This window comes from Enterococcus lemanii (genome assembly GCF_016909125.1).
In the GTDB taxonomy this organism is placed as follows: Bacteria; Bacillota; Bacilli; order Lactobacillales; family Enterococcaceae; genus Enterococcus_I; species Enterococcus_I lemanii.
Map to the genome: position 1 here is coordinate 20,468 of NZ_JAFBFD010000026.1, position 23,736 is coordinate 44,203.

Here is a 23,736-nt window from a genome sequence, read left to right on the forward strand (position 1 = left end):
ACTTCCTCTCTTGACTCACTTCCATAGTCAGGTAAACTAAAGATAAGAAGAACAGGTCAAAGAAAAAGGTGGAAAAAAGATGACAATTATGCAGACGCTCCAAACACTCGTAGATACGCAAAATCATTTAATGCAACTGCAAGGCCGCTTGGCGAATCATGCAGCGATTATGAAAGATGAAACAATGCAAGCTTTTGTTTTTGATTTGCGTGATTATCTTGATAGTTTACGGGTTGTAACCGATTTTGTGGCACCAACCGCCGCAGAATTTGAACAGTTAGAAGTAAATGAGCTTTCCCATGTTTTAGCCGATCAAAATAAATTGCTTCGAACACTCATTGAAGAGTTAAATGAACTAGAAGAAACCCAACAAACGCAAACTTTTTTTGCTTTAAGTGAAGGGGAGGTCCGCCGCTTAGTTGGTAGTTTGACGGGGGTATTGGAATTGAATGGTTTGAATTTACAAGACAACTTAACGTTCCAACGTCGGTTTAAAGAATTAGGTGAAAAATTACCAGAAGCAACGAATGGACCTACCGCACCTGAAAAAAGTGGCTTGTTCAAACGTTTATTTGGGAAAAAATAAAAAACAAAGAACGGTGGTAGTACGCACTGTTCTTTGCTTTTTTGTTATTAGCGTAAACTATACTTTGTCCAATCAATGTTGCGAGCGTCACACCAATCTTTGTTACGTCCGGATAGTAACAAAGGGGTCTTTTTTAAGTCCAGTGTTTCTTTGGCACCAACAAGGGTGTAAAGCACGTGCAGTTCTTGTTGCCATTGTTTGATGAGAGCAATGGTGTCTTCTAATTCATTAACCATCAAGTGATTTAAGATGACACCAGAAACACCAACCGCATCTGCACCTAAGCAAAGCGCTTTAAAAATATCAAACGCATTTCGAATGCCGCCTGACGCAATTAAGCCAAAATTCATGGGGATTTCGTTGGCTTCTAGTAAGGATTCAATTGTGGTCAGTCCAAAGTCGTTTAAATAAGCAAATTCGCGTTTTTTTCGACGTGCATTTTCGATTTGAGTGAAACTTGTTCCACCGCTACCGGCAACGTCAATGGTTTGTACGCCAACATTTAGTAGTTGTTGAATCGTTTGACGGGTCATACCAAAGCCAACTTCCTTTACGATGACAGGGACGGCTAAATGTGTAACGATTTCTTCAATGAGTGTTAGCCATTGCGTGAAGTCACGGTCACCTTCAGGCATAACGAGTTCTTGAGGTGCGTTTAAATGGATTTGTAACGCATCGGCTTGAAATAAATCAACCCCACGCTTTGCCTCTTCTAAAGTGGTTCCTGCACCAATGTTAGCTAGTAATAGGCCGTTAGGTAATTCTTTTCGAGCAATTTTAAAACTGTCAGCAACTGACGGGTCTCTTAAAGCAGCCGAAATCGAACCAGTAGCCATCATTAAGTTTGTTTCCCGAGCCAAGATCGCTAACGACTGATTAATGTGGCCGGTTTTTTCACTTCCACCAGTCATCGCATTGATGAAAAAAGGGGTCGCTAATGTCTGGCCAAATAAAGTTGTTTGAATGGACGTCTCTTGGCAACGAGAACCGGGCAAGGATTGATGGATAATGCGTACGTCATCAAAACTATTTTCTTTTGGTTTATGGAAGGCTTTCGCCAATGAAACGTGTTCGTCTTTGCGATCCATTGTTATTTTTGTCCTCCTTGATAATGATAAACATGTAAGGGAAGCGGCGTAATTTCTGCCTTTTCCCATAAAGTCATCAGTGGTAAAATACCCGTTTTCTTATCCGCAATCACAATCCCGCAATCGCCACCACCAGCTCCAGAAGATTTTGCGGCACCACCACATTGTTCGGCAAGGTTACACAATTCTTTTAAGGCAGGCGTTTCAATGGTTACATCGGTGAATGTTGAAAGTCCGACGAGCAATTGACGATTTTTAGTAATCATTTGTTTAATTAAAGGAATATTTTTTGCTTTAAAAGCTTGAATCATCTCTTCGACACATTGTTTACTCTCAACTAGAAATTGGGCGTACATTTTTTGTTTTTCTTCTTTTGATTGGTGAACTTGATCGACTAAATCAGAAGTTGAAGCAGGCGAGCCCGTCCAACCAATGAGCAAGCGTAAATTTTTAGGCGCTTCAAGTGGTTGAATCGATAGACATGGCCAGTCGCTGGCAATTAGTTCGTTTAAAGTCCATTTTTTTTGTTTTTCTTTGACCCAGCGGCTATCAAAAGTTGAAAAGGCAATCCAACCGCCAAAACAACTCGCCGCAATATCACCGCAAGAACCGTTGCCTTGGACGGCTAAATGGGCTAATGCTGCGATTTTAAATTGGGTCATCTTGTCCATTTGTAAGTCATAAAAAGTATTTAAAGCTTTTACCGTTGCAACGGTTACCGCGCCACTGGAGCCTAAACCATATTTGCGTCCAGTCGAATTATCGAGTTCACTCGTCACTTTTAAATGATAAAAAGCGAGTAATTGGCCTTGATTCTGAGCATATTTTTCAGTTAGGCGAATGGCTTCTAAAATATAATGAAACGGATTTTCACGATGATCTAAGACAAGCTCACCATTTTTTCGTGTCCAACGAATCGGGAGCTCGCTATATTGTTGCGATTGGATACTCCCATTTTTTGTCGCAGGTTCAATCGTTACGGTAATGAATTGATCGACTGCGACAATAATTGCCGGATGCCCAGGTTCAACAACGGCATACTCTCCGGCGATAAATAATTTACCTGGCGCACTCACTTCAATCATAGGTTCACATCCGTTTCTAAAATTTCAATGCCACGACCAGCAGAAGCACAAGTTAGTTGTTCGGCTGGAAATTCTTTTTGTAAAGCAGCTAATATTGTTGAGACATCTTGTTTTTTACAAAGAACTTTGACGTTTGGACCAGCATCCATGGTGAAATAACAAGGCGTTCCAGCTTGACGAATCTGGCGCACAAGGTTCATGGCTTTTAAACTATCTGGTGACCAATAAGTAAAAGGAGGGTTCGCCCCTAGAGTCGTGGCGTGCATTTTTAACCCATTGGCTTCAGTTACTTCGCCAAGAGTTTGGAAATCTTGGTTTGCAATCGCTTGTTTGGCCATCTTTAAATCTTGTGGCGTGGTTTCTAACCAACCAGGATAATAACACGAGCTTGCGACGGTGCGCTCCATCCCATCGCGACTAGAAACATCCTTTTGCTGGTCGTTAATCAGGATGAAAATCATTGCTAAGTCTTTTTCCCAGTCGTTTGAAGGGATTTTTGAAGCGTAAGACGTGGCATCGCTATCGCCTTTTTCCCATTCAACAAACCCACCAAAAATACTACGACAAGCCGAACCGGAACCGCGTCTTGCAAGACGTGATAAGTCTTTGTCGCTTAGATTAAGGTTTAAGGCAGCATTACAAGCCCCAGCTAAAGCCGCTAAGCCACTGGCTGAAGAAGCGAGTCCGGCAGCCGTGGGTACGAAGTTTTGACTGTTGACGGTCGCGTAAAAAGAAACATCCGCCATCGTGCGTACAAGCGTTAAAAAAGTACTGATTTTCTGAGTGGCTTTTTGATCTTGTAGTTGGCCGTTTAAAATTAACGTATCTTTCGTTTGTTCGCTTGAAAAAATGACTTCAGTTTCCGTATAAAAAGCATCTAAAGTCAAAGAAAGGCTGTTGTTCATTGGTAAAATCAGCTCTTGATTGGCTTTTCCCCAATACTTAATTAAAGCAATATTCGTGTAAGCACGTGCTTTTCCTTTATACATGTCCTTAAACTCCTAATCTTTGCATCCAAGTGCTTACGACACCGGCTTGCTGTAATTTATTTTGAATCGCTAATGCTTGTGTTTCATTTTGACATAAAACAAGAAAACAGCCCCCACGACCACCACCAGTTAATTTTGCGCCCAGTGCTCCTGCATTTAAAGAGAGTTGAATGAATTGATCTAAGCGAGCGTTACTTACGCCTAAATTTTTTAAATCTTTTTGGGCAGCCGTCATTAAGCGCCCAAGTTCTTTTGGTTGGTTTTTGATAATGGCTTCTTTGGCTTGTAAGACCAATTGGCCTAGATGGGTGATTTTTTCCATTGTTTCTTGTGGTTGTTCGGTTAACCGTTGGGCAACATCGGCGACGGCAATGCGTGTTTGCCCTTTGACTCCCGTATCTGCTACGAGTAAAAAGGCATCGATATTTAGTGGGAACGTCTCAAAAGGTTCCCCTTTTCTAAAAAGTAAGGGCTGACTCCCACTCGTTGTCGCGGCATCAATCCCGCTTGGACTCCCATGCGCAATTTTTTCTGAAAAGTTGACATAGTGCAATAGTTTTTCTTGGCTCAAATCGTGTTTTACCCAATTAAAAAAAGCCCGCGTAATCGCAACGGCAACGGCTGCGCTTGAGCCCATTCCTCTTTCAGAAGGAATGGTGCTTTCAATCACTAGTTCAAAATTGGGCGTGTGTAAATCGGTTTGTAAATGTGCGGTTAGTTGTTGTAAATTATTTAATTGCTTCGGTGCGTCTTCCAGTAAACCGCTATAGTGACTGGAAAGGATTTTATTTTTATTTGCTGGCTTAAGAAAAGCGCGAATCCCAGTTCCGTTAAAAGGAAAAGCAATAGCTGGTTGGCCATAAACCACGGCATGTTCACCCATTAAAATAATTTTGCCAGTTGCTTGACCGACACTTTGACTTTCCATAACGCTAGCCTCTTTCTTGAAAATTTCCAAAAATATACATTCTTTTCTATCTTACTAGAAAAAGTCTGTCACGTTAAGTCTTCCTCGTATTTTTTTAATAGATTGCTAACAAAACTTAACATGATTGTTAAAAAAAGCGGTTGTAATCGTTTGTTTGTGAAAAAATCACGAAAAACGTCTCTTGACGCGTCCTTCTTTTGTAAGGTAAGCTATTCAAGTTGATTCAAAAGACACGTTAGATAAAAGAATAATTGGAGGAATTTGAATGATTGTTTTAGCAGGTACGATTGGTGCAGGAAAATCAAGTTTGACAAAAATGTTAGCCGCGCATTTGGATAGTCAGGCATTTTTTGAACCGGTCGAAGAAAATGAAGTCTTGCCGCTTTTTTATCAAGATCCTAAAAAATATGCCTTTTTACTGCAAATATATTTTTTAAATCGGCGTTTTGCTAGTATCAAACAGGCCTTAAAAGCAGAAAATAATGTGTTAGATCGTTCGATTTATGAAGATTCGTTGTTGTTTCATTTAAATGCTGATTTAGGTCGAGCGACGGCTACAGAAGTTCAGGTTTACGACGAATTGTTACAAAATATGTTGGAAGAGTTACCCCATACTTCACAAAAGAAAAGTCCAGATTTGCTTGTGCATATTCGTGTTTCTTTTGCGACGATGCTTGAACGGATTGAAAAACGGGGGCGGGATTTTGAACAAATTTCTTTTGATCCAAAGCTCTATGCTTATTATCAAGAATTAAACCGCCGTTATGATGCCTGGTATGAAACTTATGATGCGAGTCCGAAAATTCAAATTGATGGCGATGTGTTTAATTTTGTAGAAGATGAACAAGCCGCACAAAAAGTGTTGCAAATCATTGAAGAAAAATTAAAAGAAATTAGAAGGGTTGCTTAGTTAAATTCGTGTGATGCCCAACTCTGAATGGTACAAACAATTCGTTTCGGTTCTTGTTTTCTTATTTTTTGCTTTCAAGTTATAATAAACATGAAGTGAAAGGATGCTGAAGCCAATGATGTTATTATCAATTATTGTCCCTTGTTATAATGAAGAAGAAACGATTCCTTTGTTTATTGAAGCCGTAGAAAAAGCGTTAAAAGATCAACCGATAAAATGGGAATATTTATTTATTGATGACGGATCAAAAGACCAAACTTTGACCGTCTTGAAAGAAGTTTGTCAAAAGAAGCCTGATCAGTGCCATTATGTAGCATTTTCACGCAACTTTGGTAAAGAAGCGGCTTTATATGCTGGGTTACAAGGAGCAAAAGGGGATTTGGTAACGGTGATGGATGCCGATTTACAAGACCCACCGGAATTGTTACCTGAAATGTTAGCTTTAATGGAAGCAAAAAAATTAGACTGCGTAGGTACTAGGCGTAAAAACCGCGTAGGAGAACCACTTATTCGGAGTTTTTTCGCGAGGTTGTTTTACCGCTTAATGAATCGTTTTAGCGAAACGCAAATGGTCGATGGGGCCCGCGACTTTCGGCTGATGTCACGAAAAATGGTCGATGCCGTCTTAGAAATTACGGAATACAATCGTTTTTCAAAAGGAATCTTTAGTTGGGTTGGCTTTGAAACGGAGTACTTGTCTTATGAAAACCGTGAGCGGATTGCTGGTCAAACATCATGGTCTTTTTGGAGTTTATTGAAGTATTCCTTTGATGGGATTGTTAATTTTTCAGAAGTGCCTCTAATGCTTGCTTCATTGATTGGCGCGGTGTCTTGTATTGGGGCAGGCATGGCACTAGTTTTCATTATTGTTCGCGCTTTGTTATTTGGCGACCCGACGAGTGGTTGGCCATCGATGGTTTCAATTTTTTTATTTGTAGGTGGGTTACAGCTTTTGTGTTTGGGAATTATTGGTAAGTATATCGGTAAAATTTTTTTAGAAACGAAGCACCGCCCTCATTACTTAGTGAAAGAAAGTAGCCAATGTGAACAATTAAGCGAAAAAGAAAAATTAGGAGCGGGAAAAAGCCCGGAATCAAGCAATTCTAAAGAAAGATTAAAGAATTCTAATTCACAAGGATAAAAAATCTCTAAATAGGAAAACCTTTACAAATGTTGTTAAATCAGTTTTTTCGCTAAAAACTATCAACTTTTTCGCATGTGCATAAAAAGTTGATAGTTTTTTGATTCACAATCTTGTTACACTAGGTTTGTAAATCAAAGGAGGAAACACAAAATGACAAAAACAGTAATTATTGGATCAAACCATGCCGGAATTGCCGCAGCCAATACACTATTAGATAAATTTGAAAACCAAGAAGTTGTAATTATTGAAAAAGCAGATAGTTTTAGCTACTTAAGTTGTGGAACAGCTTTATGGGTAGGACGCCAAATCGATTCATACGATGGTTTATTCTACACAAATCGGACAGACTTCGAAAACAAAGGGGCAAAAATCTTTACGGAAACAGCTGTAACTTCTGTTGACTATGCGAATAAAGTCGTTCATTGTACAGCAAACGATGGCAAAGAATGGACAGAAAGCTATGATAAATTAGTTTTAGCAACAGGCTCTTTCCCAATTGAACCAAAAGTTCCAGGACACGATTTGAAAAACATTCAATTTATGAAAAAATTCCATGAAGGTCAACAAATCGATGCCTTGCTTGATCAAGAAGGAATCAACACGGTAGCGGTTATCGGTGCAGGATACATCGGCGTTGAAATGGCTGAAGCTGCAAAACGTCGCGGTAAAAACGTATTATTATTTGATGCGGCTGACCGCTCATTACCAAACTACTACGATGCTTGGTTTACTGATGATATGGACAAAAACTTAGCAGACCATGGCATTGAATTACACTTAGGTGAATTAGTCGAAGAATACCGTGGAACGGATAAAGTTGAACAAGTTGTCACTGCAAAAGGTGCTTATGATGTTGACGTCGTCGTTAATGCCATTGGTTTTAGACCAAACAGTGAATTAGGCAATGGTCATTTAGAATTATTTGCTAACGGTGCTTACTTAGTTGATCGTCATCAAAGAACAAGTGACCCAGACGTTTACGCAGTGGGTGACTGTGCAACCGTTTATTCAAATGCGTTACAAGACACAGCTTATATCGCTTTAGCAAGTAATGCCGTTCGTACAGGGATTGTTGCAGGTGAAAACATTGGCGGATTAGATTTTGAGTCTCCAGGTGTCCAAGGTTCAAACGGTATTGCGATCTTTGGCTACAACATGGTATCAACTGGTTATTCTGCAACCGCGGCCCCACGTTTTGGCTTAGATGTGAAGTACGTGGACTTTGAAGATACACAAAAAATGGCCTTCATGAAAAACAACGATAAAGTAAAAGGTCGTATCGTTTATGATGCCAATACTCGTCGCATTGTTGGTGCGCAAATGGCTTCAACTTCTGCCGATATTGGTATGGCCATCCACATGTTCTCATTAGCAATTGCGAAACAAGTAACGATTGATGAGTTAGGGCTATTAGATTTATTCTTCTTGCCACACTACAACCAACCATACAACTACATTAATAAAGCTGCTTTAACAGCAGAATAAAATAGAAATTTTGAAGAAGAAGGACAGTGGTTCTTCTTCTTTTTTTAACTTTAATTCAATCTTGACACGTGAAAGAATTCGTCGTATGATGCAATTGAGAATCATTCTCAATTGAAATAAGTAAGCATCCACAGTCTATCTGTTTTTAGTCAGAATAAAAATATTAAGGGAGGGGTCTAATGGGGAAAAAGGAAATTGGGCATCATTTTTTAGCACGCTTAGGAAAAACAAAACTTCGGCCAGGTGGTACCATCGCAACGAATTGGTTACTTGAACAAGCCAACTTAACAGCGGAATCACAAGTCTTAGAAGTCGCTTGTAACATGGGAACAACGATGATTCATTTAGCCAAAACATATGGTTGCCAAGTGACAGGGCTTGATCAAAGTCAATTTGCCTTGGAACAAGCTCATAGAAATATTGCGAAAGAAAAGCTAGAAGAAAAACTGACGGTCATTCAAGGAAATGCCTTAAAATTACCTTTTGAAGATGCAAGTTTTGATGTCGTGATTAATGAAGCGATGTTAACAATGCTTGTCGGCAAAGCAAAAGATAAAGCAGTCCAAGAGTATTTACGAGTGTTAAAACCAAACGGAGTACTATTAACACAAGATGTCTGTTTAATGAATACAGCAAAAAAGGAGCCCTTATCGCAAGCTTTAAAAGAGGCGATTCACGTCAATGTAGAACCATTAACCGTTGTTGGCTGGGAAAAGTTATTTGCTGAAAAAGGCATGATTGTTACCCAAAAATACGGCAAAATGTCTTTAATGGATCCGATCGGTTTAATTCGTGATGAAGGATTATGGAAAGCGCTAAAAATCACTAGAAATGGTTTAAAGAAAGAAAATTATCAACAATTTAAAAAGATGTTTGTCTTTTTTAATCATAATAAAAATGAAATCGGCTATATTGCCAATTTTAGTCGAAAGAAAGGTTGAGAAAAAAATGGAACGTTATGAAGGAACAGGAAAGATTGGTCATATTTTTCAATCAGAAAATCAAGTAATCACAAATTTAGTCATGGAAAAAGGCAAAACAATTCCAACACATGATGCACCTTATACGGTTGTAGTAGTGCCAGTGAAAGGAAAAGTTGTTTTTTCAGGAGAAAATTTTAAAGAAGAAATTTATCCAGGAGCAATTGTCCGGATGCAACCCAATGAGCCACATAGTTTGTATGCATTAGAAGATAGTGAGTTAATGGTTATTAAGTCAACATTAGCGTAAATAAATGAAGTAAAGCGGGTTACCTAGAAAAGAGGGAACCCGTTTTGTTAAAAAAACAACAACAATAGCTTGACATGGCTAATAGTATTTGTTATGATGGTTAAGTTGAGAAATGAAAGAAGGAGCACCCGCTTCTCGCCTAAGGGACTGTATTCCTGGGCAGAATAGGATTTCAGACTAGTTTAGGCTGGAGTACGCGCGGGTTCTGATAAAGAACTCGTTTTTTTGTATTTTAAGCCCAATAACTTTCTTTCTCGCAAATAACTTGGAGGTGAATGACCATAGCAAAAGATATGATGGTAAACGACGGCATTCGTGCGCGTGAGTTACGTTTGATTGATCAAAATGGTGACCAACTTGGAGTAAAGACAAAAGCAGAAGCACTTGAATTAGCCGAAAAAGCCAATTTAGATGTCGTACTTGTTGCCCCTAACGCCAATCCACCAGTTGCAAGAATTATGGACTACGGAAAACATCGCTTTGAATTACAGAAAAAAGAACGCGATGCTCGTAAAAAACAAAAAGTGATTAACGTAAAAGAAGTTCGCTTAAGTCCAACAATTGATTTGAATGATTTCAATACGAAACTACGTAATGCACGTAAATTCCTTGAAAAAGGCGATAAAGTGAAAGCTTCTATCCGTTTTAAAGGACGCGCCATTACCCATAAAGAAATTGGTCAGAAAGTCTTGGATCGCTTAGCAGAAGAAACTGCCGATATTGCGACAGTGGAACAAAAAGCGAAAATGGACGGCCGTAGCATGTTCTTAGTGCTTGCGCCAAAAAACGACAAGTAAATAGCGGCTCACTAAAAACGTTTAGTGAATAAGTCAGATAACGAAAGATTTTGAGGAGGAAATTAGTTATGCCAAAACAAAAAACACACCGCGGATTAGCAAAACGCGTAAAACGTACTGGTTCAGGCGGATTAAAGAGATTCCGTGCGTTCACAAGCCACCGTTTCCACGGTAAAACAAAGAAACAACGTCGTCAATTACGTAAAGCAAGCATGGTATCTAAGGGCGATTTCAAACGTATTCGTCAACAATTAGCTCGCATGAAATAATTGCTTTGACCAAGCTTACTACAACAAAAAAATTCAAGAGAAGATTCATTTATATTTAGGAGGAATTAAACATGGCACGTGTTAAAGGTGGAACAGTAACTCGTAAACGTCGTAAAAAAGTGCTTAAATTAGCAAAAGGATATTACGGTTCAAAACATACTTTATTTAAAACAGCAAAAGAACAAGTAATGAATTCATACTACTACGCATACCGCGATCGTCGTCAGAAAAAACGCGACTTCCGCAAATTATGGATTGCACGTATCAACGCTGCAGCGCGTATGAATGGCTTAAGCTACTCAAAATTAATGCACGGTTTGAAATTAGCAGAAATCGATATCAACCGCAAAATGTTAGCTGACTTAGCAGTAAACGATGCTGCTGCATTTACAGCATTAGCTGACCAAGCAAAAACTGCCCTTGCAAAATAAGCTTATAAACATTGATTGATCAATGTCGACCTCACTATAATAGTATAGTGAGGTTTTTTTAGGTTATAAGTCCTTCTTGCAGCCAAAAATACGGTATACTCATTTCATCGCACTAAGCTAACCTCAATTGAGAGGCGGTGTTAGTGTATGTGCAAAAACGATTTCGTTGTTTATCGTCACCACTGTGATTTCCGCAAGAATCGCGGCTACAGTATATTATTTCAGGCGTTATTGAAGGTATAGAAAATATAGAGTTAGCCATTTCAAACAAATATACGATTGCGAATTTGGAGGGAAAGTTAAGTGATTAAAAAAGAAGATGCATTAAAAATTGCCGAAAAATATGGAAGAGATTATGGAACTTTCCAAGAAAATGCTTCTCGGAAAGAATTTCGAACAGTTTTAAAAATATATTGCCGAAGAAGCTAACCGTAAGCAACGAAAAATAGTGGGATTGGATAAGTAGTTACAGATAAAATAATAACGAAAAGCTGGTTCACGCTAGCACATTTTATATTCTAGCTAACTATAAAGGGATTTTTTACATTTTCAAACAAGACAATCTACTACAATTTTTTCATTGTACGAATTCAAAAAAAGTAACGATTCGATTTTTTAAAACAATCGTTATTTAATTCTGATGAAAAAGACACCGATAAATGTGAAAATATCGGTGGTGTCTTGCGGAAATACCGTTATTTCAATAAATAATATTCGTTCATGTCACAAAAAGCATCGTGTAAATAAATATCTTGTTTACGAGTACCTAAAAGAGTGAAGCCGCAACTTTTAGCAACCGCATTGCTAGCAATATTTTCAGTATCAGCCATAATGGTTAGTTTATTTAAGCCAAGCGTTTCAAAGGCGTATTGACAAAGTCTTTTCACTGCTTTTGAAGTGATGTGTTGTTTAGTATAAGCAGAGTGGATCCAGTAACCGATTTCGGCTTTTTGATTTTTCAAGTCAATCGTGTGTAAATCAATTGAACCAATAATTTTATCGTCCATCGCAATAAAAAAGAGTTTGTCGGTACCTTTGGCAGCACCATGAAGTTTCGTTTGGATAAATTTTCTTTGCACTTCGACCTCTCGGGCACTATCTAAAAAACTTAAAAATGGACGCAAGTGTTCTCGATCAGAATCAACTAATTGAAAAAGTTCTTCGGCCATTTGGATTTCTGGAACAATTAAATTTAATTGCTCTGTAATTGCTAGGTGAATGTATTTACTCATTAAGTGTTCCCCCTTTTTTATAGTCATTATTTTTAGTTCTATTATATGATATGGTAAAATATAGCAAAATCAAAAGAGGTGAACGTGGTGTATTTTCTTTTAATTTTTTCCTTTTTATTAGGCATAAGTTTTTGTTACGGCTCATTGAAGTTAAAAAAAGCAGCCCCACTCAATGCACTTTTCTTAGCTCTATTAGGCGGTGCAACAACGCTTGTTAGCGGGTGGGCGCTTTTTTATTTAGTCGTTTTTTATTTTAGTTAAGCCCTTTTTAGAGTGGTTTTGTAAAACAAATAATGCGATTCGCTTCAATAAAACCTGCTGCTAGATGAAATCGCAGGCTATCTTCATTATCAAGTTCGCAATCACTGGCAAATTCGCGACAATTTTTTTCTTTTGCCCAATTTTGGCAAGCTTGCAGTAAGTGGGTCGCTACCTGTTTTTTTCGATGATTTTCTTGTACGTAAATCCCCTCTAGGTAACCGACCGGTGAAGTAGTCGTTCCTTCTACATAATCATGACGTAACTGGCACTGCGCGAAACCAATCGGCGTGCTGTCTTGAAAAGCCAAGAAGTAGGCGGTTTCTGGTTGTGCCAAAAAGTCTTGTGTTTCTTTGATTAAGTCTAGTAGTGTGTGATGTGGCCATAATTCTTGTGCGAGTTGGGCAAGGATAGTAGCATCTTTTAGATTTGCTTGTTTAATCATCACTAGCCTCATTTTGAGCTTCAAACGTTTCGAGAAATTTTTGGTGGACTTCAGGGTGGCTACGACGTAATTGCAATAATCGATTTGAATCTTTGGCTAAAAAACAATGCTTACTAGTGCCCGTTGTTAAGAGATTACCCGTTTTTTGATGGCTAATTTGATATGAAAAATCAAGCCTAGTCCCAGTGTATTGCTCAATTTTGACAGAAATTTTAACCGCATCTTCGTAACGAATCATTTCCTTATACTCGCAACTTACCGCTAAAACGGGAATAATAATTCCGGCTTCTTCAATTTTATAATAAGGTAAATCCAAAAACGCTAGCCAATCAACGCGTGCTTCCTCAAACCAACGAATGTAATTGGAATGGTGGATAATCCCCATTTGGTCCGTTTCATAATAATGCGGTTGGCGTAAATAACCAGAATAAGTCATCATTTCACTCCTTTATTTTAAATAATTTTCAAAAAAATCGGTAACCAGTGTCATCGTATCGCCTTTTACTAAGTGTTTTTCTTCAGACGAAACAAAATGAATATTGGGTGGCGCAGTGGTACTCGTGACAAATTGTTTGACATCTTCGTAAGGTATCTTCTCGTCTTGTGTCCCGTGCCAAAAAAGTAATGGCCGATTGTGTAATTTTTCTGGTTGAGAAGATAAATCATACGCATCAATCCAACTGACTAACGTTTCGTAGTCTTCTGGTAAGAAAAATCCAGCAGCGCGCGCGTGAAATTGAATCCGTTCGCGGTATTGAATCAGTGCAGGTGAGCCCATAATGCAAGCAGCCGCTGTTATTTCAGGGTGTTTCGTCAGCAGGGCACAAGTTGTCATGCCACCCATTGAAACCCCACCTACGCCAATTTTACCATTCGTTACCCCTAAATTTTCAAAAAAATCAACAATAAAGGCAAACTCAAATAAATTACTTTGAATACTATTCCAAAAAGTTAGCGAAGGAATCGGCGAAAGCTCTGTTTTACGCTCACCGTGATTGGCAGCATCGGGCAAAATCACGCGAAATCCTTTATGCGCCAATTTTCGACCTTGCGTTAAGACGAGTTCCTTGGCTGTTTGCCATCCGTGATAATAAATCACTAAGGGCATTGGTTCATAAATTTTGGTATCATCAACGACTTCTAAAACGGGAATATTGCCGATTTTTCTTTTTCGTATCGCTAGTTTCATCTCGTCATCTCCTTAGGAATAGTATAACGAAAAAGGCGATTTTCTGTCACTTTTTTGGCTCTTTTATTGCAGCTGTACTTGCACCACCCCTAATTCAATCGCTTTTACGACGGAAGTAAGGGCGGAAGTCGTGCCTAATTTCTCATTAATTGTGTAAAGGTGATTGCGGACGGTTCGTTCACTAATCTTTAAATCTTGTGCAATGGCAATTTGTTTTTCACCTTGTGCCAAACGTTGCAATATTTCTTTTTCTCGCGGGCTAAGTGATGGCAGTGTTATATTTTCTTTTTTTAGCGGAAAAAATTTTTCATTATGGAAATGAATCTTTTCAAGTTGAGTAACTAACGTGTCAATGGCGCAACTTTTATCAAAAAAGCCATAAGCGCCAATTTCTTGTGTTTGGTGATGGTATTCAATTAAATCAAATCCTGAAAGAAAGACGAGTTTCGTGGGGAATAGTTGTAAAATTTCTTTGCCAAGATCAATCCCATTCGTAGTCCCCATATGGATATCCATTAAGATGATATCGGGTTGATAACAAGAAACCGTTTCGATTGCTAAAGATGGATCGATTAAGTGTTTGAACGCTCGGATACTCGGATAGGTGGTTAAAGTGAGTTCTAGACTCTTACCAATTAAATAATGATCATCAATTAGCAAAATCTTCATCGTTTTCTTCCTTTCGATCCATTAATGGAATCGTAATCTTAATATTTACTCCCGAAAATAAATCGGTTGGAGGGAGTAAGGTAAAAGTACCGTTTAGCCATTTAATATCGTTTTTGATTGATAGTAGTCCAATATGTGTTTGGTTTTGAAGTAAAATTTGTTCAAAGTTTTCGATAGCAGGAATTCCTAAACCGTTGTCTTGAATAAAAAGCGTTAAAATAGCATCATGAATGGTAAGTTTAGTAAGTGCCTGTGTTGCTTGGGCATGTTTTCCGATATTTTCGTTTAATTCTTTAATGATGCGATAAACCGGAGCAACGAGTCTAGAAGGAACGTCGTGGCGACTGTCCCAAGTAAAAGTAAAATTTGTTTCAGGGTATCGCCGGCTAAAATCTTGCATTAAAATAGTAATATTATCTGTTAAAGGAATATGGTACAACGTTGATGGGGCGATATGAAAAATTTCTTGACGGATTGAAGCAATCAATTGGCTAAACGAATCCTCTACTAAATTTTTAATTGCAGCATCACCTTTAAGCCGTGTTGTCAGTGTTTTTAACGCGATAATTGTTTGTAAAACATCGTCGTGTAAATAATCTGCTTGTTTCTTTTTCTGGGTTTCGAGGCTATTAAATAGTTTTGCTTGTAATTGTACATTTGTATCTAATGGTATTTCAAAGGTTGGCTTTTGCGCCAGATGAAGGAAGCGAACCATTTGGATAAATTTAAGATACTTTTCAATCAAAGAACGTATCATTGAGTGTGAAATTGTCTGGTCCGTTTGTTCAAAAAATAACCAAATGTTTTCACTTTGTATTTCAAGATGAAACCATTCATAAGCTAAACCATCATGAAAGAATGCACCTTGTTTTGCGAGCAAATCAGGTATTTTACTTAATGCAATATTTTTCAAGCTCGTCCCTTTTTGACTGAGAGAGAGGTAATCATTGCCACTTTTTAGCAGTACTAAAAAACGAGGGCTTTTGCTTTGTTCTTCTATTGAAAAAGTAAGCAGTTTTGCGACTTCTTGTAAAAATTGATTATAGGTCAATTGATTCAATAATTCTTTTTTTTCAAAGAGAAATTCTTTTTGAGCTTGTTGTTGCTTCTTTTTTTGCTGTTGCTCCCATTTTTGAATGAAAAAAAGACTCGAAGCGGTGCCAACTAAGATTTGAAAAAAGTGCAATAAAAAAGAATTTTGGAAAAACCGCATGCCCAGAGCAACGCTAAAGCTAATAAACAAAATGATAGCGGCTTCAATCCAACGAGTCGAAAAATTTAAGTAATATTCTTTGATTAATAAATAAGCTAGACTGCTTGTGAAAAAAACAATGAGTAATTCAATCAAAATCAAGCTTTGTCCACCAATGATTGAAAAAAATGAAAAAGTATTGCTTGATAAGAGAAACGAACAAAATAACAAACCAATGACTGAAAAATTTAATAGTCGTCGAGATTTTGAAGGAAATAACCAATTTTTTTCTTTTAAATAGAAAATAGCAAAAACAAAGGTACAGAGATATAGCGCTAAAAGGCTAAAATTAGGGTGAAAAGATAGAGCAAAAGCAACGAAAGTAAGGCATGTGATCAGAATAAGCAAAAGTTTGATTCGCTTTGGCCGATTATCTGCTAAAAAAGATTGGAGAAAAGAAAAAAGTAAGAGCGGGATAAAGGCAAAGCACAGAAAACGAAGGGTTAAAAAAACAGGGTTATTTATTTGATCAAGAAAAATGCTAAAAACAAGTGAAAGTATCAAATATAAGTAAGTAATGTTGGTCTCATTAATTGGTTGTCTAAAAAAAATAAAACTACCAAGAAATAATAAGAAAAAGCAAATCAAAAGTTGGAGTTGCTTTTCTTGTGATTCAAAAAAGAAGGACCCGTCTGAAAGCAACCATCCGCTCATTAAAGTCCAGGATGTAAATAAAAAAGCCTTGGGAATAAATGTATTCATCACGTTTTTTCCTTTACTATCTTAATAGGTTTATCATAGCAAGCAAACCAAGGGAAAGTCTAGTAAGAGTTGTTTTTTTCCGCTTTTACTCATGTATTCTTTTGTTTTTTTGACTTACAATAAAAATAAGAAGAAAAGACTGGAGGGAAAAGAAAGATGAACCGTCAAGAAAATCTGCTGGATTACTTAAAAGGGAAATGGACGATGCAATATCTGTATACCAATGCCTATTTAAAAAAAGAAAAGAAGCGTTATCCAATTGGTCTGGCATTATTAAATGGTTTTATTGCCATTTTAGCCGTAAAATTGCCAGTTTTTATTGTGGCAGAAGAATTTGATCTTCCGATGGGAACGTTTGGTGGAATGCGTTTGAGTGGAAGTGAAAATGTTTGGATTTATTGGGGGATGCTAGGGATATCACTAGGCATTCATATTCTTTTGTATATTTATCAAAACAAAGAACAGCTATTTTTTAAAGGTTGGATTAATTTTCCAACAATCATTGGACTGTTATGGTTGTTTTTCTTTCAGGAAAAATTGCGTTATTGGGCTGCCGGGTTCGCGCTGGTCACAGGGGTATTATATTACACTTTTTACTTTGAGATGCAAAAGAAGCAATAGAAAAAACTTGACTTTCCTGTGATTCTCTTGTAATTTAAACATACTATAAGAAAAGTCAGTGAAAGATCGAGTAGGTAATTTTTTGACTTATTAGAGAGAATGACCGTGGCTGAGAGTCATTTAAGGAAAAACTACCAAAAGACAATCTGGAGATGAGAGGAAGCAAAGCCTCTACGTGTACGAGCGTTAATCGTTTTGAGGAAAGTTTTTTTTATGATTGAATCGATAAACTTTCAAATTTAGGTGGTACCACGTGAATGTTCGCGTCCTTGTGTAAACAAGGGCGTTTTTTGTTTTTTATTTTGAAGGAGGATTTGTGATGAATTATCAAGGCCCAAAAGGCACCCACGATATTTTGCCAGGAGAAGTCGAAAAATGGCAATTTTTAGAAGAAACCGCACGTTTAATTTTTAATGACTACCAATACCAAGAAATTCGGACACCGATGTTTGAACACATTGAAGTAATCACGCGTAGTGTCGGGGATACAACAGATATTGTAACGAAAGAAATGTATGATTTTTATGACAAGGGCGAGCGTCACATTACGTTAAGACCCGAAGGCACGGCACCGGTTGTTCGTTCTTTTGTGGAACATAAGTTGTTTGGACCAGAATATGCCAAACCTTACAAAGTCTTTTATACAGGACCGATGTTTCGTTACGAACGTCCTCAAAAAGGTCGTCTAAGACAATTCCATCAAATTGGGGTCGAGGCTTTTGGCTCGGAAAACCCAGCAACCGATGTTGAAACGATGTTGATGGCCCTTGATTTCTTTAAACAGCTTGGTTTAAGTGAATTGCGTTTAGTTATCAATACACTGGGAGACCAAGAAACACGTCAAAATTATCGTCAAGCGTTAATTGATTATCTAATGCCACATAAAGAGACTTTAAGTGAAGATTCACAGCGTCGTCTACTCGAAAACCCTTTGCGCGTCTTAGACAGCAAAGACAAGCGTGACCAACAAATCGTTGCCAACGCGCCTTCAATTTTAGAGCATTTAAGTGCCGCTTCGAAAAAACATTTTGATGAAGTCGTTGCGATGCTTGATGCGCTCGAGGTTACTTATGAAATTGATAAGAACATGGTACGTGGCTTGGATTACTATACGCACACGATTTTTGAAATTATGAGTGATGCAAAAGGAATGGGAGCACAAAATACCATTTGTGCTGGTGGGCGTTACAACCAATTAGTGGCAGACTTAGGCGGACCAGAAACACCTGGTTTTGGCTTTGCACTAGGTATGGAACGTGTCTTACTGGTCTTAGAAGCAGAAGGTGTTACTTTACCAACCCAACATGCGCTTGATGCCTATGTTGTAAATTTAGGTGAGGCGACAAACATTGAAGCATTGAAAGTCGTTCAAAGCATTCGTCAAGCTGGTTTTTCAGCGGATCGCGATGTTTTAAATCGTAAAGCTAAAGCGCAATTTAAAACGGCCGATAAATTAGGAGCCAAACTCGTTTTAACGATTGGCGAAAGTGAATTAGAGTCAGGTGTTATCAATGTAAAAGCAATGGCAAATAGAAAAGAAATTCAAGTCCCATTAACGGACATTTATCAAGACTTTCTAGCAATATACGATGAATTAATGAAAGAAGAGGAAATCTAAATGGCAAAAAGAACAGTGTATAACGGTCGAGTGACCAAAGAGTATTTAGGGCAAAAAGTAACTTTAAAAGGTTGGGTCCAAAAACGCCGAGATTTAGGGGGCGTCATCTTTATTGATTTACGTGACCGCGAAGGTTTAGTGCAAGTTGTCTTTAACCCAGAGTTATCAAAAGAAGCTTGGGAAGTGGCGGATACTTGTCGTAGTGAGTATGTAATTGAAGTTTATGGTGAAGTCATTGAGCGTGCACCAGAGGCCATCAATCCGAAAATGAAAACCGGTGAAGTCGAAGTGATGGTTGAGGAAATAACCATTTTAAGTAAAGCGAAAACACCTGCATTTCCAATTGAAGATGAAGCAAACGTTGGCGATGAGGCAAGAATGAAACACCGTTATTTAGATTTACGTCGCCCGAAAATGACGCAAAACTTAATGATGCGTACCAGAGTAACTCAAGCTATCCGTCAATATTTAGATGGGGAAGAATTTTTAGATATCGAGACACCTTATTTGGCGAAATCTACGCCAGAAGGTGCGCGTGACTACTTAGTACCATCACGTGTTCATCAAGGTGAATTTTACGCATTGCCACAATCACCACAAATTTTCAAACAATTATTAATGAACGCTGGCTTTGACCGTTACTACCAAATCGTTCGTTGTTTCCGTGATGAAGATTTACGTGGCGACCGTCAACCAGAATTTACCCAAGTCGATATTGAAACAAGCTTCTTAACGGCAGAAGAAATTCAAACACTGACTGAAGAAATGTTAGTCAAAGTAATGAAAGACGTGAAAGGTTTAGAAATCAAAGCACCATTCCCACGCTTATCTTGGCAAGAAGCAATGGATCGCTTTGGTAGTGACAAACCAGATACGCGTTTTGAAATGGAATTAATCGATTTATCAGAAACCGTCAAAGACATTGATTTTAAAGTCTTCCAAATGGCTTTATCAAATGGTGGGGTTGTAAAAGCTTTAAACGCGAAAGGCGCAGCAGAAAAGTATTCACGTAAAGACATGGATAATTTGGGAACTTTCGTTAGTCAATATGGCGCAAAAGGCTTAGCTTGGTTGAAAGTTGAAGAAGATGGTCTAAAAGGCCCAATTGCGAAATTCTTAGTTGAAGCAACACCGGCAATTATGGCTGCAACCAATGCCGAAGTAGGCGACTTGCTGATGTTTGGAGCGGATAGTTTTGAAGTTGTTTCAGCAGCACTTGGCGCATTACGTTCTCGTTTAGGGAAAGAATTAGACTTAATTGATGAATCAAAATTCAATTTTTTATGGGTCGTTGATTGGCCACAATTTGAATACGATGCAGAAGCGGGGCGTTTTGTTAGTGCACACCACCCATTCACTTTACCAAAAGAAACCGATATTCCATTACTAGCAACCGATCCAAGCAGAGTTTATGCACAAGCGTATGATATTGTCTTAAATGGCTATGAAGTTGGTGGTGGTTCTTTACGGATTCATCATCGTGAATTGCAAGAACAAATCTTTGAAACGCTAGGGTTTTCTCATCGTGAAATGAATGAACAATTTGGATTCTTGCTTGAAGCGCTTGACTTTGGCTTCCCTCCACATGGCGGTATTGCCCTTGGCTTAGATCGTTTAGTCATGTTATTAGCTGGTGAAGACAATATTCGTGAAGTGATTGCCTTTCCAAAAAATGGCCGTGCAGTAGATCCAATGTCACAAGCACCAAGCCCAGTATCACCACTACAACTTTTTGAACTTGGAATTGATGTAACGGTTGAAGTAGAATAATAAAAAAATAAACAATTAGTTAAAAGTTCCGGCTTAATCGGCGACTTTTACTAATTGTTTATTTATTTTTAATAAAAAGTGCGTATAATGAAGAAAGATTGTTAAAATGTAAATAAAGTGAGGCTTCCCAATGGAAAGGCTAATGAGACATCTCCCGTATTCAAATTTTGCAACAAAATTTTCAACTTCGGTCGTGTATGCGATTATGGCATCGGCTGCCGTGAACCTTTTTTATGAACCAGGAAAAATCTATTCAAGTGGGGTAACAGGGATTGCCCAAATTATTCGAACACTTGGTATCGAGCTTTTTGGCCAATCGATCCCAGTTTCTGCAGCCCTTCTTATTTTAAATATTCCCTTATTTTTATTAGGTTGGTATAAAATTAGCCCGAAATTTACTTTTTTTACGGGGATTACAGTTATTTTAACTTCGCTCTTTATGCAAATTATGCCCACTCAAGTCTTATCCACTGATCCAACCATTAATGCCATTTTTGGTGGTGCGATTATGGGGGCAGCCAATGGTTATGTTTTAAAAAATAATTTATCTTCTGGTGGCCTAGATTTCATCACAATCGCGATTCGAAAGAGAACGGGAAAGACGATCGGTTCGCTTTCAATCTTTTTCAATTCCATTATTATGGCTGCAGCTGGCTTACTTTTTGGTTGGCAATATGCCTTATATAGCGCACTTGCTATTTTTGTGAGCGGGAAAGTAACCGATGCGGTGTTTACCAAACAAAAGAAAATGCAAGTTACTATTATTACTTCGCATCCAGAGGAAGTCGTTCATGGCATTCATGCCAGGTTGCGTCGTGGGATTACGATTATTAATGATGCAGAAGGCGCGTTTCGTTACGATCATCAAAAAGTTTTATTAACAGTCGTTACACGTTATGAATTGCCATTTTTAAAACAAGTTATGAAAGAAACCGATCCAAAGGCCTTCGTCAGTATTGCCGATAACGTACAAATTTTAGGCCGTTTTTATGAAGAGGACTTGTAAGATGAGAAATTTAAATGATAAATGAGGAAAAAAAGATGGAAAAAAAGAAGCAAAATAAGAGTCGCTATATTTCAGGTTTAAATGGTTTGCGAAGCATTGCGGTAATTGGAGTGATTTTTTATCACCTATTTCCCAATCAAATACGTGGTGGTTATCTAGGGGTTGCGGTTTTTTATGTGATTTCAGGGTATTTAATTACAGATCATTTGCGCCAAGAATGGCAAAGTACAAACAAAATTAATTTTAAAGAGTTTTACTTGCGTCGGTTAAAGCGATTGTATCCAGCCTTGCTTGCGGTATTAGTTGTTTCATCTGCTTATATTACTCTTTTTCAACGAAATCTGCTAACCAATTTACGTGGCATTGTATTTAGTAGCCTAACTTATACGAATAACTGGTGGCAAATTCGTCATGGCCTTTCTTATTTTGATCGGTTTAACAATGAATCGCCGTTTACTCATCTTTGGTCTTTAGGTGTTGAAGGTCAAAATTATCTACTTTGGCCAATCGTTTTTTTCTTACTAATGATGTTTGTTAAAAAGAAAAAGCACATCATTCAATTTTTATTTGCGGCAACCTTGATTTCCGCACTATTCATGGGCTTTTTATATACTCCTGGCAGTGACCCAAGCCGCGTTTATTACGGAACGGATACCCGACTGTTTTCTTTATGGCTAGGGAATTTGCTCGCTTTTATTTGGCCGAGTACACATTTGCGAAAAGATATCCCACTAAAAGCTAAACATCTCCTTAATTTATTTGGTGGCGTCGCACTTTTACTATTAGGGGTAGCTTTTCTTTACCTTGATGCCCGCTATCGTTTTGTTTACTATGGTGGCATGTATTTAATCAGTTTCGTAATCGTCGTTTTAGTTGCGGTGATTGCCCATCCAGGGGCGAGCTGGGATAAATGGTTAACGAATCCCGTCTTTACTTATTTAGGTCAAAGAAGTTATAGTTTGTATTTATGGCAATTTCCAGTAATGATTTTTTATGAAGCAAAAGTCAAAAATATTAACAAGAACTTGTGGCTACATACGTTAATTGAACTAATCTTAATTTTTGGCATTAGCGAATTATCTTATCGTTTGGCCGAACAAAAAGGGAAAAAAATCAATTGGCACGCTCTAAAAATGGCTGGAAAATCTTGGTTTACGAAACCAACCCTCACCCTTGCGACTTTAAAAAAAGCGGCTTCTTTATTTGTTATTATTTCGGCTTTGGTGGGCATTGTTTTTTCTAAAACAGAAAGTACAACGGCAGAACAACAAGCTTTCCAAGAACGGTTAGCAGAAAGCCAAAAACTAGCCGAGCAGTCAAAAAATCAAGGGAATACAAATGATGCTGAAAAAGATACAACGAAAGAAGAAAGCAAGAAGCCAGAATCGGTTACGCCAGTTCAATTAACCGAAAAACAAATATTAGCCGGTCAAACCCTTTCGATTACCGCAATTGGTGATTCGGTCATGCTTGGTGCGACCGCACACTTACAAGAAGTTTTTCCTAAAATGATTATTGATGCAAAAGTAGGCAGACAAATTTATGATGGTGCCGAAGTTGCGAAAGAATTAATCAAAGAGAATTTAATCGGTGAGACGGTCCTCATCGGGCTTGGGACGAATGGTGCCGGTTCTGAATCTGATTTTGATCAATTAATGGCAGAACTAGGTGATCGTCCAGTCTATTTAATGAATGTTCATGTTCCAAACAAGCGTTGGGAAGGCGACATCAATCAGTTATTAGAAAAAATAGCAAACAAATATAAAAATGTAACCTTAATCAATTGGTATGAAGTTAGCCAAGGACAAACAGCTTGGTTTGAAGAAGATCAAGTGCATCCTAATGAAACAGGTTTAATTGATTATACGAATTTAATTGCTCAAACAATTTTAGCAAAACCATAAAAATTCTAGGGGGATTTTCTCCTAGAATTTTTTGTGTGTGCCAGGCATGGCATTCATCTAGCTGGTGCAAGTCCAGTCGCGGGTAGTTACCGCCAAGCGTAGCGAACCACAAGCCGAAATCAGTGATG

At 38.1% G+C, this 23,736-nt stretch carries 25 protein-coding genes and 2 other annotated features; of the genes, 15 read left to right on the plus strand and 10 right to left on the minus strand.

Translation table 11 applies throughout. From position 1 onward, the window contains the following. Positions 1 to 79 precede the first annotated feature (79 nt). The gene (locus tag JOD14_RS08460; protein ID WP_192423661.1) at positions 80 to 586 is read left to right on the plus strand and encodes a hypothetical protein; all 507 of its coding nucleotides are present in this window, start codon (positions 80 to 82) and stop codon (positions 584 to 586) included. 47 nt (positions 587 to 633) lie between these two features. Here the strand turns inward: JOD14_RS08460 and fni are convergent, their stop codons facing one another. The 4 genes from fni to mvk are packed head-to-tail and all read right to left on the minus strand — an operon-like array spanning position 634 to position 4,676. Further along, positions 634 to 1,674 carry a type 2 isopentenyl-diphosphate Delta-isomerase gene (fni, locus tag JOD14_RS08465; RefSeq protein WP_204654397.1) on the minus strand — a complete coding sequence of 347 codons (1,041 nt, stop codon included), beginning with the start codon at positions 1,672 to 1,674 and terminating at the stop codon, positions 634 to 636. Between the two features lie 2 nt (positions 1,675 to 1,676). Then, positions 1,677 to 2,759, minus strand: coding sequence for a phosphomevalonate kinase (locus tag JOD14_RS08470; protein ID WP_192423659.1), 1,083 nt, complete (start codon positions 2,757 to 2,759; stop codon positions 1,677 to 1,679). Beyond that, complete coding sequence (gene mvaD / locus JOD14_RS08475; protein ID WP_192423658.1) at positions 2,756 to 3,748, minus strand: diphosphomevalonate decarboxylase; 993 nt, start codon at positions 3,746 to 3,748, stop codon at positions 2,756 to 2,758. Before mvaD ends, JOD14_RS08470 begins: the two co-directional genes overlap by 4 nt. A gap of 4 nt (positions 3,749 to 3,752) precedes the next feature. After that, complete coding sequence (mvk, locus tag JOD14_RS08480; RefSeq protein ID WP_192423657.1) at positions 3,753 to 4,676, minus strand: mevalonate kinase; 924 nt, start codon at positions 4,674 to 4,676, stop codon at positions 3,753 to 3,755. A gap of 265 nt (positions 4,677 to 4,941) precedes the next feature. On the opposite strand from mvk, the gene JOD14_RS08485 reads away from it, so the two are divergent. From JOD14_RS08485 to JOD14_RS13390, 9 genes are all read left to right on the plus strand, one after another. After that, the gene (locus tag JOD14_RS08485) at positions 4,942 to 5,586 is read left to right on the plus strand and encodes a deoxynucleoside kinase (RefSeq protein ID WP_204654398.1); all 645 of its coding nucleotides are present in this window, start codon (positions 4,942 to 4,944) and stop codon (positions 5,584 to 5,586) included. A gap of 118 nt (positions 5,587 to 5,704) precedes the next feature. Beyond that, positions 5,705 to 6,727 carry a glycosyltransferase family 2 protein gene (locus JOD14_RS08490; RefSeq protein WP_204654412.1) on the plus strand — a complete coding sequence of 341 codons (1,023 nt, stop codon included), beginning with the start codon at positions 5,705 to 5,707 and terminating at the stop codon, positions 6,725 to 6,727. Positions 6,728 to 6,880: 153 nt separating this feature from the next. After that, on the plus strand, positions 6,881 to 8,215 hold the full coding sequence (gene nox / locus JOD14_RS08495) for a H2O-forming NADH oxidase (RefSeq protein ID WP_192423653.1): 1,335 nt from the start codon (positions 6,881 to 6,883) through the stop codon (positions 8,213 to 8,215). 179 nt (positions 8,216 to 8,394) lie between these two features. Further along, the gene (locus JOD14_RS08500) at positions 8,395 to 9,156 is read left to right on the plus strand and encodes a class I SAM-dependent methyltransferase (RefSeq protein WP_204654399.1); all 762 of its coding nucleotides are present in this window, start codon (positions 8,395 to 8,397) and stop codon (positions 9,154 to 9,156) included. Positions 9,157 to 9,163: 7 nt separating this feature from the next. Beyond that, positions 9,164 to 9,445, plus strand: a complete 282-nt coding sequence (locus JOD14_RS08505) for a cupin domain-containing protein (protein WP_192423649.1) — start codon at positions 9,164 to 9,166, stop codon at positions 9,443 to 9,445. Positions 9,446 to 9,555: 110 nt separating this feature from the next. Then, positions 9,556 to 9,680, plus strand: a sequence feature (ribosomal protein L20 leader region). A 40-nt stretch (positions 9,681 to 9,720) separates the two neighbouring features. After that, positions 9,721 to 10,242 (plus strand): translation initiation factor IF-3, encoded by a 522-nt coding sequence (gene infC, locus JOD14_RS08510; protein ID WP_192423647.1) that lies wholly within the window; start codon positions 9,721 to 9,723, stop codon positions 10,240 to 10,242. A 68-nt stretch (positions 10,243 to 10,310) separates the two neighbouring features. After that, complete coding sequence (rpmI, locus tag JOD14_RS08515) at positions 10,311 to 10,511, plus strand: 50S ribosomal protein L35 (RefSeq protein ID WP_192423645.1); 201 nt, start codon at positions 10,311 to 10,313, stop codon at positions 10,509 to 10,511. A gap of 71 nt (positions 10,512 to 10,582) precedes the next feature. After that, complete coding sequence (gene rplT, locus JOD14_RS08520) at positions 10,583 to 10,942, plus strand: 50S ribosomal protein L20 (protein WP_204654400.1); 360 nt, start codon at positions 10,583 to 10,585, stop codon at positions 10,940 to 10,942. A gap of 303 nt (positions 10,943 to 11,245) precedes the next feature. Further along, positions 11,246 to 11,371: a hypothetical protein gene (locus JOD14_RS13390; protein ID WP_275581297.1), complete on the plus strand. Its 126-nt coding sequence runs from the start codon at positions 11,246 to 11,248 to the stop codon at positions 11,369 to 11,371. Between the two features lie 266 nt (positions 11,372 to 11,637). Here JOD14_RS13390 and JOD14_RS08525 read toward each other — a convergent pair whose 3' ends face one another. The 6 genes from JOD14_RS08525 to JOD14_RS08550 all read right to left on the minus strand — a co-directional run bounded on the left by JOD14_RS08525 (position 11,638) and on the right by JOD14_RS08550 (position 16,089). Further along, positions 11,638 to 12,174: a GNAT family N-acetyltransferase gene (locus tag JOD14_RS08525; protein ID WP_204654401.1), complete on the minus strand. Its 537-nt coding sequence runs from the start codon at positions 12,172 to 12,174 to the stop codon at positions 11,638 to 11,640. A gap of 268 nt (positions 12,175 to 12,442) precedes the next feature. Further along, positions 12,443 to 12,877 (minus strand): aminoglycoside 6'-N-acetyltransferase, encoded by a 435-nt coding sequence (gene aac(6') / locus JOD14_RS08530; RefSeq protein WP_204654402.1) that lies wholly within the window; start codon positions 12,875 to 12,877, stop codon positions 12,443 to 12,445. Further along, positions 12,870 to 13,316, minus strand: coding sequence for an acyl-CoA thioesterase (locus JOD14_RS08535; protein WP_204654403.1), 447 nt, complete (start codon positions 13,314 to 13,316; stop codon positions 12,870 to 12,872). Before JOD14_RS08535 ends, aac(6') begins: the two co-directional genes overlap by 8 nt. Before the next feature lie 9 nt (positions 13,317 to 13,325). Continuing rightward, the gene (locus JOD14_RS08540; RefSeq protein ID WP_204654404.1) at positions 13,326 to 14,066 is read right to left on the minus strand and encodes an alpha/beta fold hydrolase; all 741 of its coding nucleotides are present in this window, start codon (positions 14,064 to 14,066) and stop codon (positions 13,326 to 13,328) included. A 63-nt stretch (positions 14,067 to 14,129) separates the two neighbouring features. Next, entirely contained in the window at positions 14,130 to 14,735 is a 606-nt protein-coding gene (locus tag JOD14_RS08545) for a response regulator transcription factor (RefSeq protein ID WP_204654405.1), read from the minus strand. Next, positions 14,716 to 16,089, minus strand: a complete 1,374-nt coding sequence (locus tag JOD14_RS08550) for a sensor histidine kinase (RefSeq protein WP_204654406.1) — start codon at positions 16,087 to 16,089, stop codon at positions 14,716 to 14,718. The genes JOD14_RS08545 and JOD14_RS08550 overlap by 20 nt, the downstream gene beginning before the upstream one ends. Before the next feature lie 756 nt (positions 16,090 to 16,845). On the opposite strand from JOD14_RS08550, the gene JOD14_RS08555 reads away from it, so the two are divergent. The 5 genes from JOD14_RS08555 to JOD14_RS08575 all read left to right on the plus strand — a co-directional run bounded on the left by JOD14_RS08555 (position 16,846) and on the right by JOD14_RS08575 (position 23,608). Continuing rightward, positions 16,846 to 17,310, plus strand: a complete 465-nt coding sequence (locus JOD14_RS08555; protein WP_204654407.1) for a hypothetical protein — start codon at positions 16,846 to 16,848, stop codon at positions 17,308 to 17,310. Between the two features lie 49 nt (positions 17,311 to 17,359). Then, positions 17,360 to 17,584, plus strand: a binding site (T-box leader). Positions 17,585 to 17,629: 45 nt separating this feature from the next. After that, on the plus strand, positions 17,630 to 18,928 hold the full coding sequence (gene hisS, locus JOD14_RS08560) for a histidine--tRNA ligase (protein ID WP_204654408.1): 1,299 nt from the start codon (positions 17,630 to 17,632) through the stop codon (positions 18,926 to 18,928). Continuing rightward, on the plus strand, positions 18,929 to 20,698 hold the full coding sequence (gene aspS / locus JOD14_RS08565; protein WP_204654409.1) for an aspartate--tRNA ligase: 1,770 nt from the start codon (positions 18,929 to 18,931) through the stop codon (positions 20,696 to 20,698). It begins immediately after the preceding gene. 130 nt (positions 20,699 to 20,828) lie between these two features. Then, a complete protein-coding gene (locus JOD14_RS08570) occupies positions 20,829 to 21,704 on the plus strand; it encodes a YitT family protein (protein ID WP_204654410.1) in 876 nt (291 codons plus the stop codon). A 35-nt stretch (positions 21,705 to 21,739) separates the two neighbouring features. Continuing rightward, a complete protein-coding gene (locus JOD14_RS08575) occupies positions 21,740 to 23,608 on the plus strand; it encodes an acyltransferase family protein (RefSeq protein ID WP_204654411.1) in 1,869 nt (622 codons plus the stop codon). Positions 23,609 to 23,736: the final 128 nt, after the last annotated feature.